This is a genomic window from Algimonas arctica, from assembly GCF_014652695.1.
Taxonomy (GTDB): domain Bacteria; phylum Pseudomonadota; class Alphaproteobacteria; order Caulobacterales; family Maricaulaceae; genus Litorimonas; species Litorimonas arctica.
The window spans coordinates 48,087-61,617 of record NZ_BMZH01000007.1; the positions used below are offsets into that span (position 1 = coordinate 48,087).

14 protein-coding genes are annotated in these 13,531 nt (G+C 56.6%); 9 read left to right on the top strand and 5 right to left on the bottom strand.

What is annotated here, in order from left to right; all coding sequences use genetic code 11:
• Both IE105_RS09470 and IE105_RS09475 read right to left on the bottom strand, forming a co-directional pair.
• The gene (locus IE105_RS09470) at positions 1-1,038 is read right to left on the bottom strand and encodes a Rieske 2Fe-2S domain-containing protein (protein ID WP_189497818.1); all 1,038 of its coding nucleotides are present in this window, start codon (positions 1,036-1,038) and stop codon (positions 1-3) included.
• On the bottom strand, positions 1,035-1,994 hold the full coding sequence (locus IE105_RS09475) for an aldose epimerase family protein (RefSeq protein ID WP_189497820.1): 960 nt from the start codon (positions 1,992-1,994) through the stop codon (positions 1,035-1,037). Before IE105_RS09475 ends, IE105_RS09470 begins: the two co-directional genes overlap by 4 nt.
• A 148-nt stretch (positions 1,995-2,142) precedes the next feature.
• Between IE105_RS09475 and IE105_RS09480 the strand changes: the two genes are divergently transcribed.
• The 4 genes from IE105_RS09480 to IE105_RS09495 all read left to right on the top strand — a co-directional run bounded on the left by IE105_RS09480 (position 2,143) and on the right by IE105_RS09495 (position 6,317).
• Entirely contained in the window at positions 2,143-3,003 is an 861-nt protein-coding gene (locus tag IE105_RS09480; protein ID WP_189497822.1) for a class II aldolase/adducin family protein, read from the top strand.
• Between the two features lie 184 nt (positions 3,004-3,187).
• Positions 3,188-4,111, top strand: a complete 924-nt coding sequence (locus tag IE105_RS09485; RefSeq protein ID WP_189497824.1) for a formylglycine-generating enzyme family protein — start codon at positions 3,188-3,190, stop codon at positions 4,109-4,111.
• 85 nt (positions 4,112-4,196) lie between these two features.
• A complete protein-coding gene (locus IE105_RS09490) occupies positions 4,197-5,597 on the top strand; it encodes an NAD(P)-binding protein (RefSeq protein WP_189497826.1) in 1,401 nt (466 codons plus the stop codon).
• A 15-nt stretch (positions 5,598-5,612) separates the two neighbouring features.
• Positions 5,613-6,317, top strand: a complete 705-nt coding sequence (locus IE105_RS09495; protein ID WP_189497827.1) for a hypothetical protein — start codon at positions 5,613-5,615, stop codon at positions 6,315-6,317.
• Positions 6,318-6,338: 21 nt separating this feature from the next.
• On the opposite strand, the gene IE105_RS09500 is transcribed toward IE105_RS09495, so the two are convergent.
• From IE105_RS09500 to IE105_RS09510, 3 genes are read right to left on the bottom strand one after another with little or no spacing between them, the layout of a single operon-like run.
• Positions 6,339-7,391, bottom strand: coding sequence for a tetratricopeptide repeat protein (locus tag IE105_RS09500; RefSeq protein WP_189497829.1), 1,053 nt, complete (start codon positions 7,389-7,391; stop codon positions 6,339-6,341).
• On the bottom strand, positions 7,316-7,960 hold the full coding sequence (gene thiE, locus IE105_RS09505; protein ID WP_189497831.1) for a thiamine phosphate synthase: 645 nt from the start codon (positions 7,958-7,960) through the stop codon (positions 7,316-7,318). The genes IE105_RS09500 and thiE overlap by 76 nt, the downstream gene beginning before the upstream one ends.
• Positions 7,957-8,304, bottom strand: coding sequence for a tRNA-binding protein (locus IE105_RS09510; RefSeq protein ID WP_233354088.1), 348 nt, complete (start codon positions 8,302-8,304; stop codon positions 7,957-7,959). Before IE105_RS09510 ends, thiE begins: the two co-directional genes overlap by 4 nt.
• Positions 8,305-8,415: 111 nt before the next feature.
• On the opposite strand from IE105_RS09510, the gene IE105_RS09515 reads away from it, so the two are divergent.
• The 5 genes from IE105_RS09515 to IE105_RS09535 are packed head-to-tail and all read left to right on the top strand — an operon-like array spanning position 8,416 to position 13,530.
• Complete coding sequence (locus IE105_RS09515) at positions 8,416-10,797, top strand: zinc-dependent metalloprotease (RefSeq protein ID WP_189497833.1); 2,382 nt, start codon at positions 8,416-8,418, stop codon at positions 10,795-10,797.
• Positions 10,797-11,180, top strand: a complete 384-nt coding sequence (locus IE105_RS09520) for a GFA family protein (protein WP_233354089.1) — start codon at positions 10,797-10,799, stop codon at positions 11,178-11,180. Before IE105_RS09515 ends, IE105_RS09520 begins: the two co-directional genes overlap by 1 nt.
• Positions 11,181-11,223: 43 nt before the next feature.
• Positions 11,224-12,075: a TIGR01459 family HAD-type hydrolase gene (locus tag IE105_RS09525; protein WP_189497835.1), complete on the top strand. Its 852-nt coding sequence runs from the start codon at positions 11,224-11,226 to the stop codon at positions 12,073-12,075.
• A gap of 46 nt (positions 12,076-12,121) precedes the next feature.
• Positions 12,122-12,556 carry a MaoC family dehydratase gene (locus IE105_RS09530; protein WP_189497837.1) on the top strand — a complete coding sequence of 145 codons (435 nt, stop codon included), beginning with the start codon at positions 12,122-12,124 and terminating at the stop codon, positions 12,554-12,556.
• Positions 12,557-12,561: 5 nt separating this feature from the next.
• Positions 12,562-13,530 carry a bifunctional riboflavin kinase/FAD synthetase gene (locus IE105_RS09535; RefSeq protein WP_189497839.1) on the top strand — a complete coding sequence of 323 codons (969 nt, stop codon included), beginning with the start codon at positions 12,562-12,564 and terminating at the stop codon, positions 13,528-13,530.
• Position 13,531: the final 1 nt, after the last annotated feature.

A 13,531-nucleotide genomic window follows, 5' to 3' on the forward strand; every position in this document is an offset into this window, starting at 1 on the left:
CTAACTGCGCCAGCGCAGTGTTTTGGCTTTGACCGGATTGACGAAAGGCGCCCCAGTCTCATGCGATACCGCCCACGCTTTTTTGAGCTGGTGGTACCATTTGGCTTGTGTATCCGCGTCGTCGATCAGCATTAAATTTGGATCAAAACGAAGCCCTTGCGCTTGCAAGTCGACCATATCCGCGTCCTGTCTCAGGAAAGCCTTCGCCCCCCGTGCGAGGATCGGCGACAAGGTTTTGAACAGGCCGTGATCGGTGAAAAATAATTGGCGGATGCGCGTGTGGTCGGCGTCTTCGGGTGTCACCGCCGTAAAACTTAATACCGTCTTATCGCCGACCGTGATTTGTTCGGTGCGGATACCGGGCAGTTGGAAAGTGATCTCAGTCACCGGTTTCCCGCCAAGCAATTTATAGGCTAGCGAATTTGACGATGGGCTATGCGCGGCCATAGCGAAACCGCGCTCTCGCGGCTCAAAGGCTTTGGCTTTTTCGTGCATGGAGGCCTCGGATCGCCACCACCATTGTTTATGCACAAATGGACCATGCGCCGGGTCCATCAAGCCAATCACGGCGTGATCGACATGACAGTTGAGCCGGACGCCATCATCAATCACAGGCTTGGTGTCGACCAGCGGAAAGGCCGGTGGCGCGATGGGCGGCTCGCCTTGGAAGCGCTTGTCAGAACTGAACCAAACCCAGAGAATGTGATCTGTCTGCGCAATGGGGAAGGTCCGGACGCGAATACGATCGGGCTCGACCGGACTGTCGGCCGTGAGGGCGGGGATCTCTTGGCAGACGCCATCTTCCACGCCAAAACGCCAGCCATGATAGGGACATTCGACCGTGCCGCCTTTGATGCAGCCTGCGGAAAACGGTGCCGCGCGGTGCGGACAAATATCACGCATGGCAAAATAGGTTCCATCATCGCGACGTCCCAGACAGATCGGCTCGCCCGCGATGATGACACGCAGTAAGCCGCTCTTAGGAATATCGCTGCGGATGGCGGCGAAATACCAAATATTTTGGACGAAATCACTCATGGGGTGGCGTCATTCAGGGCTGCGGCCTCAAATCCTGGACCGTCAAACCGATAAATAATCGTGTGGCGATAAACCTCGCCGGGACGCAGGATTGTGTCTTCCCCGTCAACAGGTTGATTGATGGCATCGGGCGGATATTGCGGTTCCATCGCCAAGGCGGCGCGCGCGTTCATCCCCGCTACAGCGTCCAAGGATTCTCCGGAATAGATTTGCAGGCCGGGATAATCAGACAAAATCGTCACGCTGCGCATGCCATCTGTCAATTTCGCCATCTCGCGGAGACCGTCGCCCGGCACCAAGAGATTCACATCAATGAAGTCCGGTCCGATACGGCGGGGTGAGCGGAAATCATAAGGGGTCCCGTCAACTGCCGGGCTCATTCCCGTCGGAATGAGGTCCTCTCCCACTTCGGTATAGCGGTCGGCAGGCGATGAGAGCCGGAGCGTATCAAGCCGACGATCGAACAGGCCTGTTGGATTCCAATAGCCATGCTGGCTCAAATTGACGGGGGTCGGTGCATCTGTGATCGCGATGAATGTTATTTGGAGTTCGTTGTCGCTCAACCGCGTTCGCAGCGTAACATCAAGGTTGCCCGGATACCCTTGATCCCCGGCGGGGGAGGTATGGCGGAAGACAAGCTCCTCGCCTTCTTGGGTGACGTCCCAAACTTGACGATCGAACCCGTCGGGGCCGCTATGGAGCGCATGACCATTGTCATTATGGGCAATCGCGTAAGACTGACCGTCAATTGTAAACGCCGCCCCCCCGATCCGGTTCGCAACGCGGCCAATGATGCTGCCGAGATAGGGTCCTGCGCCTTGATAGGTTTCGGGTAGGTCGTGTTTCGCAAGGATATCAGTTCCATCGGGCAAGCGAACGGAAATTAAATGCGCGCCAAATGGCAACCACGTTGCGGTTAAACCCGACGGGCTCGTCTGTAAGATCGGTGTCGTCATTCTGGGTCGCGTTTGCGTGACTCTATCGGGCGCATCAACCTGCATCGTTGCAGCCTGTGCCTGCGACGACGTAGTCTTGTCCGAGCAGCCAGATTGAGTCATGATGGCCGCCAAGCAAGTAATCCAAAGAAGAGACAGAGGTTTGCCCATGAACGCCCCTACCAATAGCGATCAAATCCAACAAGCGATGGACGCGGCTCCGGGCTTTCTAATTCCTGACCCGACACAGATCGACCGATTGGAGGGTAAAGTCTCGGCGGCGGAATGGCAGATTCGCAAGGATTTGGCGGCGACCTACCGTCTTATCGCCATGCACGGTTGGTCCGATCTGGTGTTCACCCATATTTCAGCGCGTCTTCCGGATGAGGCGAATGAAAAAGGCGAGATGGAACATCGATTTTTGATCAATCCCTACGGCGTCATGTTCGACGAAATGACAGCCTCGGCACTGGTGAAAATTGATATGAACGGTACGGTGAAACAAGACACGCCTTACTTCGTCAATCCGGCAGGCTTCACGATCCACTCTGCTGTGCACATGGCGCGCGAAGACGCGCATTTCGTCATCCATGTCCACACCGCGAACGGCATGGCCGTGTCAGCCCAAAAGGGCGGGTTGAGACGCTACACGCAAATGTCGATGCAGGTTTATAATGATCTCGCTTATCATGATTATGAGGGCATTGCGTTGAACCTCGAAGAACGCGAGCGGATCGTCGCCAACCTCGGCACCAAGTCGCTATTGATGTTACGCAACCACGGCACACTGACCTGCGGGCCGAGTGCTGGCACGGCGTTTCTTCGCACATATTTCCTCGAAAACGCGTGTCGGGTCCAAATTCTCGCCCAAGCGGCGGGGACCGAAAACTTGATCGAAGAGCCGGAGGCGATGGGCGACCGGGTGTATCAGCAAGGCGCAGCCGCGTTCATGCCGGGCATGGGGGATAATCTCGTTTGGCCGGGCCTGATGCGTAAGCTGGCGCGAACGAACCCCGGGTTTGATCATTAGGATTGATCAAAACGCATGACGCTGCCTGAGCTGATGAAAAAGCGCAGCTGCTAATAGTGTTTCCTTAACGCTGGTCGGATTAGAACATAACGACTAGATGCATTTGAGCTTGGGTTGGGAGTGGAACTGGCGAGCGAGATTGAAGGTGGAGGATTTCGTGGGATTTGATCTCGTAAAACCAAGTATGGTAAGCGCCATAGCTTTGATCGGTGTTGCTGGTTTGGGCGCGCTTACAGGAACGCCGGATACCGCCTTCGCCCAAAGCAACGATCCCTATATCAGTGCTATCGATGATCGCCCGGCTGCGCGATTGCGCCGCTTGCGTGAGCGCGAACAGGGCTCAATTCCTAAACAGCCCGCCCGCCCCGAAGGTGTCCCAGAAATGGTCGTCATCCAACCGGGGAGATTTTTGATGGGTAGCCCTCAAAATCAAGCCAAACGTGACCGCAATGAGGGTCCGCAGATTCCCGTTTCGATAGATTATGCGTTCGAGATTGGACGCTATGAAGTGACATTCAATGACTGGAACCTCTGTGTGAGCGAGGGCGGCTGTAACGGCTACAGGCCGAGTGATAATGGCTGGGGCAAGGGCAAGCGCCCGGTCACAAATATCAGTTATGATGACATTCAGAGTTATATTCTATGGCTCAATAAAAAGACCGGTCTGGCCTATCGTTTGCCATCCGAAGCGGAATGGGAATATGTCGCCCGCGCCGGCAAGCAACTGCCGTTTTCAACCGGATCAGGCCAAGCCATCAGCGACCGCTTCGCCAATTTTAACGGCAAGTTCCCTTATGGCCCAAATGCGCAAGCGGGGGATTATATTCGCAAAACTGTCCCCGTTGGCAGTTATCCCGCCAATAGTTTTGGCGTTTATGACATTCACGGCAATGTCTATGAATTCGTCAGTGACTGTTATGTCGCGGGTCATTCCGGTAATCCGGGAGATGGATCGCCGCGTCGTGACGGCGATTGCGATGCGCGTATTATTCGCGGCGGATCTTGGGTTACGCATGGCTATCAAATGCGCGCAGCCAAGCGCCTGCGTTACACCAAGGAACATCGCTATGATGACTTTGGTTTCCGCCTCGCACGCACACTTGGTTAGGATCGGCTTTTAGCTATTCAATCTTGAAGCGCCTTTTGGGCGCTTTTTCTTTGCGATCATGACACTCGACGGTCATAGGTCCGTGATGACGAACCCCATAAAAACTGATTATTTGCTGGTTGGCGCAGGCGCGATGGGCATGGCGTTTGCCGACACGCTGGTGGCGGAAACGGATGCGACAATCACAATTGTGGATCGCCATGCGCGACCGGGCGGCCACTGGAATATCGCTTATCCCTTCGTCACCTTGCATCAACCGTCGAGCTTTTATGGTGTGGCTTCGCGGGAATTGAGTGCAGGCCGAATTGACGAAACGGGCTTTAATAAAGGGTTGGCTGACCTCGCCACGCTGCCGGAAATTCAGGGCTATTATGAGGCCGTGATGCGCGACACGCTGCTCCCGACGGGCCGTGTGACCTATTTGTCCAGCCATGACTATCAAGGCTCCGAAACCCAAGGCGTGGGCAAGGTGATGAATACTCGGTCGGGTAAAGTGAGCGAGGTCGCATTCGATACGTTGGTGGACGCCACCTATTGGCAGAACGCTGTGCCCGCCAACCATACACCGAGCTTTACAATTGGCGAGGGCGTCAATTTCATGCCGTGCGGCAATATTGCGGCGCTTGAAAAACCCCCGGCGGGTTACGTTATTATCGGGGGCGGAAAAACTGGCATTGACGCGTTGCTCTGGCTGTTAGAGCAGGGTGCGGACCCGGATCAGCTGACCTGGATCATCTCTCGCGATGGCTGGATGCATGACCGCGCCGCGACACAACCGAGGCCGGAGTTTTTCAAGAAAACCATGGGCGTTCAAGCGGCCGCTTTTGAGGCAATGGCGAATGCGACGGACCGCGATGACATGTATGATCGGCTCGAATCCTGCGGATATTTTGTTCGGCTCGACCCCACTGTGCGCCCGAAAATGTTCCACGCGCCGACGATTAGTCGGGCGGAACTCGAGGCGCTTCGCACCATCAAAAACGTCGTGCGTTTGGGGCGTGTCAGCCATATTTCGGAGACCGAAATCATACTGGCCGAAGGCAATATCCCGACCAGCCCCGACCATGTCCACGTCGATTGCTCGGCGTCGGCCGTACAGAATAAAAACACGACGGCGGTTTTTAAAAATGTCCGGATTACCCTACAAACCGTGCGGGCCTATCAGCCCACGTTTTCAGCCTCCTTCATCGCTCATCTTGAAGGGCTAGGCGGTTCGGACATGGATAAGAACTCCCGCGCGGGAGTTGTGCCGCTGCCCGATACGCTCGATGATTTCGTCCGCATGCAAGCGGCCAATATGATGAACCAAGCGATTTGGTCTCAAGACAAAGCGTTACAACGCTGGATTCGTGCCAACCGTCTCGACGGCTTCTCCGGTCTCATCCGCAGCGCCGATATGGACGATCCCGAGGTCGTCGATATCCTCACGCGCTTGCGTAATAACGCCATGCCCGCGGCGATGAAATTGCAGAGTTTTCTGCTCTAAACTGTGAGACGAATTATGCTTCTCCGCCACCTCACGAAACACGTCGAAGACCAGAATTGGTTCGCTGTCGGACTCGATTTTCTCATCGTCGTGTTCGGCGTGTTCATCGGTTTGCAAGTCGCCAACTGGAACGATGTCTCGCGGGCGGCAGCGAAAGAGGTGGCCGTGATTGAGCAGCTTCAATCTGAGTTCACGCAAACACTGGCCGAAATTCGAACGGCGAAAACGAATAGTGATCTGGTGTTGGAAAAAACACGAGACGTGTTGCGTATTATTCGTGATCAAATGGAACCTGCGGACACGGTAGAATTTCTCGACACTTTGCGTTCTGCAGGCAGTTTCGTGACCGCCCCGGCAGAGCCGATAACCTTGACAGAATTACTGTCTGCGGGTGGGTTATCAGACTTAATGTCTCCGGCACTGCGAACGGCATTGACGCGTTACCATCAGGTCAGCGATCAGCATCAAGTCTTGGGCGGGCTAATGCTGGCGCGGGCCTCCGCAACGCATGATGGATTTCATACCGCCATTTATGTGAATCCGGATTTTGGCATGAACGGGGAAAGTCTATTGGCGCGATATGACTGGGACCGTCTGCCAGACGCGCGCGAACAGTTCCAAGTGCTGCTCTATGGAAAAATAGGACTTTCTCGCAATATTGATGAATTGATCATTCGCGGCGAGGCTGTGATTTCGGAATTAGAGGCGGCATTGAAATAAGAGCCAGAGTTACAACTCAAGCTATTGCCCATCCAGCTTCGCCCGCGCCGCTGCCAATACCTCGGGATCGACATTATCTTCTAACCGCTGGCGCAACGTCGCGCGGTCTTCTTGATAATCATCGACTGTGCTGTCGCCGGATTTTAGGAGCCAATAATAAGACTCGCCAAAATCTTGCGCGAGGCCTTCGCCTTTGGCGAGGGTGAACGCGTAGAGGAACATGCCTTCCGTATCGCCGGCTTCGGCCGATTGGCGGAACCAATCGGCGGCTTGCATCTCGTCGCGTGGAACGCCAGCACCTTGATAGACTAGCAGGCCGTAATCCGCTTGTGCGGCGGCGTGGCCAGCGTTGGCGGCGGTGGCTAACCAGAAGGCGGAGCGTTCTTCATCGGGGCGAACTTCAAAGGCTTGGGCGTACATGATGCCGGCGGCATAGGCCGCGTCAGCGTCGCCCGCTTCGGCCGCCTGTTCGTATAGGTCCAACGCTTTTTTGGGATCGGTTTCAAGGTAGGTGTCAGCCAGTCGTTTGGTCGCGCCCTTGTCGAACGAGGCGATGGCCCGTTCCAGCAGGTCGCGTTCATCGTCCAAGCTCTGGGGCGCGCCGCGTCCTGTGCGCGTCATCTCGGCGAGGGCGCGCGTGGCGTCGACCCGTCCGGCCTCAGAGGCGCGCAGGAGATAGGCGTAGGCATCCTCATCGGTCAGGCCCGCTTCGCCGTTTAAGGCCATGTCGCCAAGCGCGACGAGCGCGTCGGGGTGGCTGCGGGCTGCGCCCATTTCATAATAGCGACGCGCGTCTTTGAGGTTGACCGTGCCGGCTTCGCCCTTGCGAAGAATATGACCCACCATTACGGCGGCTTCGAGGCTACCGGCTTTGGCCGCGGTTTTGCCAAGTCGGAGCGCGCGATTAAAATCACGGGTTTGGTAAGCGGTTAGCGCTGTGTCGAAATCGGCTGACGCTTGTACGGGCGACAGGGTCGGGACATTGGCGAGTGCCGGGCTTAGGCTGAGCGCGGTTCCAGACAGAGCGACGAGAGCAAGCGCACAGAGGCGGCCGGCCCGTCTGGCCAGGCCCACACGCCCGCTGACACGGCGATAAAATCCGCGCCCGCGTCGATCACTGATTTCGCATTGTCCGGCGTGATGCCGCCAATTGCGACCACCGGTGTTTCCATTGCATGTTGCCACCACGACAAAATCTCCAATTCAGCGTGAGTCTTAGGTTCTTTCGTCGTCGTTTCAAAGAACGCGCCGAAAGCGACATAGTCCGCGCCTGCGCCCGCGGCTTCAAAAGCGAGCTGTTTCGAATTGTGGCAGGTCACGCCGATAATGGCATCCCCGCCCAACAGTTCTCGCGATGACAAATAGTCCATATCCTCTTGGCCGATATGCACGCCGTCAGCGCCAATAGGGTCAACAAGATCGGGGCGGTCATTCAAGATGACGGCAACACCGAACCGCTGAGCCATGGCACAGATAGGCGTTGCCACCTGAACCAGTGCTGAATCCTCCAAATTTTTGAGACGAATTTGTAGGCATGCCACGGGCGCAGCGGAGAGCGCGCTTTCCAAAACAGGCAGAAACGCCTCAACGTCGTCGATCACGGGCGGGGTGATAAGGTAAATTTGGCAAGGGGGGATGGTCAAATCAGGCGGCTCCCATTGGGCACGAGTTGTTCAGGCTGGCCGAGTACGATGGCACCCGTCGCGTCTGCAAAGCCGAGTGTCAGGACCTCGGACATGATGGGACCGATTTGGCGCGGCGGAAAATTAACGACGGCCATGACTTGTTGTCCGATCAAAGTGTCGGGACTGTAGTGGACTGTAATCTGTGCAGATGATTTTTTCACGCCGATATCAGCCCCGAAATCGATTTGCATTTTGATGGCAGGTTTCCGCGCTTCCGGGAAAGGGGCCGCCTCGATGATGGTGCCGATCCGAATGTCGACAGCCATGAAATCATTAAAGTCGATTGTGGGGGTCTTATCCATGCGGTGCGCCATGCCGCGACGGCGCGGGTTTGCCAAGGGCGATGCACTCTTCTTGACTGCAAATCCACAAGTCCTCTTCCCCTTTTCATAAATCGCGGGTTAGACACGCCTATGCGCATTCTATCTTATATCCTTCCCATTCTCCTCCTCATCGCCTGCCAACCGGCCAATAAGAGTGGCTCTGACCCGCTATCCGGGTTGGACGCGCGAGATGGATTTATTGATCTTTATGTTGACGTAGGGGACGGCAAAGTTCTGGCGCGACTGCCTGCGCCGGACGCGGACGGGGTCGCACTTGAGGCCATCCATACGGCGCGGCTAACCTCCGGCCTCGGGTCTAACCCGGTCGGGTTGGACCGGGGTTGGGGTGATAGCGGCAAGATCGTAATCTTCCGCCAGCGCGGCAACAAAGTCGTGTTAGAGCAACCCAACCTGCGGTACCGCGCCTCGTCAGACAATCCATTGGAAGAGCGCGCCGTGGCGGAAAGTTTCGCGCCGTCCTTCCTTGCTAGTTTCGACATTGTCGGACGCGATGGCGGCTTGATCATCGACATGACAGACTTCCTGCGCAGCGACGTGCTCGGCTTACAACAATTTCTCAAAGACGCGGATCAAGGCAGCTTCTCCGTGCAATCGGACCGGACCTTTATTGATACAGATAATGTGTTCAGCTTTCCCGATAATGCCGAGTTCGATATTTTCTTCACATTAGAAACCGCCGATGCAGGTCGCGAAGTGGCAACGACGGCGGCCAATGGTAAAACGGCGACGCTGGTCCAACATCATAGTTTCGTGCGTTTGCCGGACGCGGGCTACGAACCGCTAATCTCTGATCCGCGCGCGGCCGCGATCGAGGAAGTCCATTATAATTATAGCGCGCCATTATCCGCACCGATTGAGACGCGTCTGGCGCGGCGCTATCGTTTGCAAAAAGACGCGGACGGCAAGACGATCAAACCCATCGTCGTCTATATTGATGGCGGTGCGCCCGAACCGATCCGCAGTGCGCTGGTCGAAGGGGCGCAGTGGTGGGGTGAGGCCTTTGCCGAGGCCGGTTATCCCGATGGCTACCGCGTCGAAATCCTACCGGACGATATTCATCCGCTCGATGTGCGGTACACGGTGGTGCAGTGGGTTCACCGTCAAACGCGCGGCTGGTCCTATGGCGGCGGCGTGTCAGATCCGCGCACAGGTGAAATGCTCAAAGGCCACGTTAATCTCGGCTCCTTGCGTGTGCGCCAAGACCGGATGATTTTCGAAGGGCTGCTCGGCGCGGGTAAAACCGATAGCGGCGATGCCGATGACCCGGTGCAGCTCGCCTTAATGCGCATTCGCCAGCTCTCGGCCCATGAAATCGGCCATTCGCTTGGCTTCATGCATAATTTTGCGGCGAGCTCAGACGATAATGCATCGGTCATGGACTATCCGGCGATGGACGTCCGGCTGATCGACGGAGAATTGGACCTGTCCCACGTTTACGGTGTTGGCATTGGCGATTGGGACAAGGTCACGGCCACTTGGCTCTATGGCGACCACACGGATGTTCAGCGTGATGCCATTCTGGACGACGCCTATGCGCGCGGTCTGTCCTATGTCGCGGATAGCGATGGGCGCGGCGCCGGGTCCGGTCATCCCGATGGGAGTGTGTGGGACAATGGAACTGACGCTGTTGCCAGCTTGGGCAATGTCATGGCGGTACGGGCTTATGCGCTCGCGCGGTTTGGACCGGATAATATGTCGGAAGGGTGGACCCAATCCGACTTGAATGCGGCGCTGGTTCCGATTTATCTCTATCACCGTTTCCAAACGGCGGCCGCGGCAAAATCCATCGGCGGTATGCGGTTCGATTACGCCGCTATCGGTGAGGCGATGGAGGCCGAAATCGTCGCGCCGGCCAAGCAGCGTGAGGCTTTGCGCGCTGTTTTGGCGACGCTTGATCCGCAAGCGCTCGATATTCCCGATAGTGTGTTGAACCGACTGACGCCGCGGCTTGGAACGTTTTCTTTTGCCGACAATGATCGTGAATTATTCCGCAAAACGGCCTATCCGGCGTTTGATGTCGTCGCTGCGGCGGATACGGCAGCGGATTTGACTTTAGATGTGCTCTTACATCCGCAGCGGCTCAATCGTTTGGTCGAATTTCACCGCCGCGATCCGGCCAACCCTGGTATTGACGAGGTTATGGCCGCAACCCGGACGGCTGTGATGGGCTTCCCGCGCGAAGGACGTCAGGGCGAAATCGCCAATGTCGTTCGTGCGCGCCTCGCCTACACGCTGGCTGACTTGGCGGCGGGCGACCATCCGCCTGCGGTTCGCGCAGCGGCGGAAGACACGCTGGGGCGCATGCGTCGCGCGCTGACTCTGTCCAACACGCGAAATGATGGTTGGCTGGCGCGGGAAATTGAACGCCTTATGGAGGCGCCGCGCGCGGGCGTAGCCTCAATTCCGGCCCCAAAGGCGCTTCCGCCCGGCAGCCCGATTGGGGCGCAATAGTGCCAACATATTTGGGCGGTTGCCATTGCGGCGCCGTTCAGTTTGAATTCGACGCTCCGGATATCGTCGATGTGACGGACTGTAATTGCTCGCTCTGCGTGATGACGGGTCATGCCCATGTCTTTGTTGACGCGGCAGACTTACGGTTTTTGTCGGGGCGCGACGGGCTCATATCCTATCAGTTCGGATCCAGAACGGCAGATCATCTGTTTTGCGGTACGTGCGGGATTAAATCACTCTATCGTCCACGAAGCCATCCAAACGGTTGGAGCGTCAATGCGCGCTGTGTCGAGGGCCTGACGGTCGGGCGCCGGATTGCTTTTGATGGGCAGAATTGGGACGGGAGTATTGACGGGTTGCGGCGTGATCTCGGCGATCAATGATTTCGCCGCGTGACAGTGTAACGCGATCCGTTAAAGCGCGCTCATGACCCAGCTTTCTTTCCAACCGATTTCCGGCCTTGCCGATATTGCCTACGAATATGATGCGATTTTCTGTGACATTTGGGGGGTCGTGCATAATGGACGTCGCCCGAATTTCGCCGCCTGTGGCGCGCTAGAACGGTACCGCGATGAAATCGGTCCGGTCGTGCTTATGTCCAATACCTCGCGGCCCAGCGCCTATGTTCCCGAAAGTTTCGCGCAGATTGAAATGCCGGATGGATTTTTCGATGCAATCGTCACGTCTGGCGACGCGATCGTGAATGAGCTTGCGCGGCGCTCGCCCGGTCCGGCGTTCCTGATCGGCACGGTCGATGAGGAGGGCGAAGAGGGTTTTGGTTTGTTCGATCAGGTGCCGATGCATTTTGCCGAAATTGACGATGCCGCCTTTGTCGTCTGCACGGGGCCGTATGATTATGATGACGACCCTGAGAGCTATGAGGAGTTACTGCAAGAGTTGCTCGACCGCGAATTAGACATGGTTTGCACGAACCCCGACGTCAAAGTGCAAATCGAGGGGCGTGAGGTTTGGTGCGCGGGCGCGATTGCGCAGGTCTATGAACGTATGGGCGGAGAGGTCGTTTACGGCGGCAAACCCCATCACCCGATTTATTACCTGGGTCGCGCGTGGCTCGAAGAAACGCTGGGTTATGCACCGGAACGCATTCTAATGATTGGCGATAACCTCTTCACCGATGTGCTCGGTGCGCAGCGCGAAGGGATCGATTGTTTGTTCATTCAGGACGGACTTTATGGGAAAACGGCTAAGGAATTCAGAGCGATATGTGAGAAGAATGGTCTCTCTGCGCGCTACCAACTCTCTGAACTTGCGTGGTAAAGTGGCACTTGCCTTTAATGGCGCCCTCTTTGTATAGGCCAACGCCATGAAAGACATTGTAAAATATTACCTCGAAGACCTCACCGTCGGGATGAGCGCCAGCACAACGGCAACCATCACGGCTGAGATGATCGACACGTTCGCCGACATTACGGGCGATCATAATCCCATTCATGTCGACGAAGCCTATGCCAAGACGACGCAGTTTGGCGGCCGCATTGCGCACGGCGCTTTGTCAGCTAGCTTTATCTCAGCTGTCCTTGGCAATGAGTTGCCCGGTCCAGGCGCGATCTTTGTCGAGCTGAACTTGCGCTTTCGCAAACCGGCGATGATCGGGGATGAAATCACAGCCGTCGCGACAGTAGATGAGATTAATGAGCGCACAGGTCGCGTGAAAATGAAATGTCATTGCGAAGTCAAAGGCGTGAAAATCTGCCGCGGTGATGCGGGCGTGTTTGTCTCGAAACGACCGACAGACTAAATCCCGTGAGGTCCTTCAACCGCTATACAGATATCCCGGATGAGGTCCGCGGCGCGGTTATTGCGCTGGGTAATTTCGATGGGTTGCACCGGGGGCATCAGGCCGTGATTGCCCAAGTCCGCGAAATCGCGGCGGCGCAGGGCGCTCCCGTTGGGATTGGCTTGTTCAGGCCGCACCCTTACCGTTATTTCAAACCCGATGCCCCGCCCTTTCGCCTCATGAGCGGAGGGCTGCGCGAAGGCTTGCTCGGCGATCTGGGCGTGGATGTATTATTCGAGCTCCCGTTCAATGTGGCTCTGCGCGATATGGACGACGAAGAATTCGTCGAGACAGTTTTGCACCAAGGTCTAGGCATCCGCCATGTTGTCGTCGGCGAAGACTATGGCTTCGGTAAAAACCGGTGCGGCAATGTGGAGAGCCTGACGCGGCTTTGCGCGGACCGCGGGATTGGCGTCACCGCCGTGTCCCCGGTTGGATTGCACAAGCTCTACGGTAAATATGGCTCGACCGAAATCAGAAAAGCCCTGCAACAGGGTGACGTCTTTCACGCCCAACATATGCTGTCGCGCCCGTGGATGGTCGACGGTATTGTTGCCATGGGACAACAGCGCGGACGGACAATCAATTTCCCGACCGCTAATCTTGATTTTGGCGATCTCGTGCGTCCGAAGTTTGGCGTTTATGCGGTCGAATGTCATGTCGCGGGCGAGGCCGAATGGCGGCCTGCCGTCGCCAACACAGGCACGCGCCCGACGGTCGATGGCGACGAAGCGCGCCTTGAAGTCCATATTTTCGACTTTGATCGGGATATTTACGGACAACGTCTCACCGTTCGCTTCCGAAGCTTCATCCGAGACGAGAAAAAATTCGACAGTTTCGAAGACTTGAGGCAACAGATTGCGCGAGATGCCGATGGCGCGCGCGCCATATTCGGTATCCTTCGCAAGGGCAGTGACGGAATTGCCAAGCGCTAAG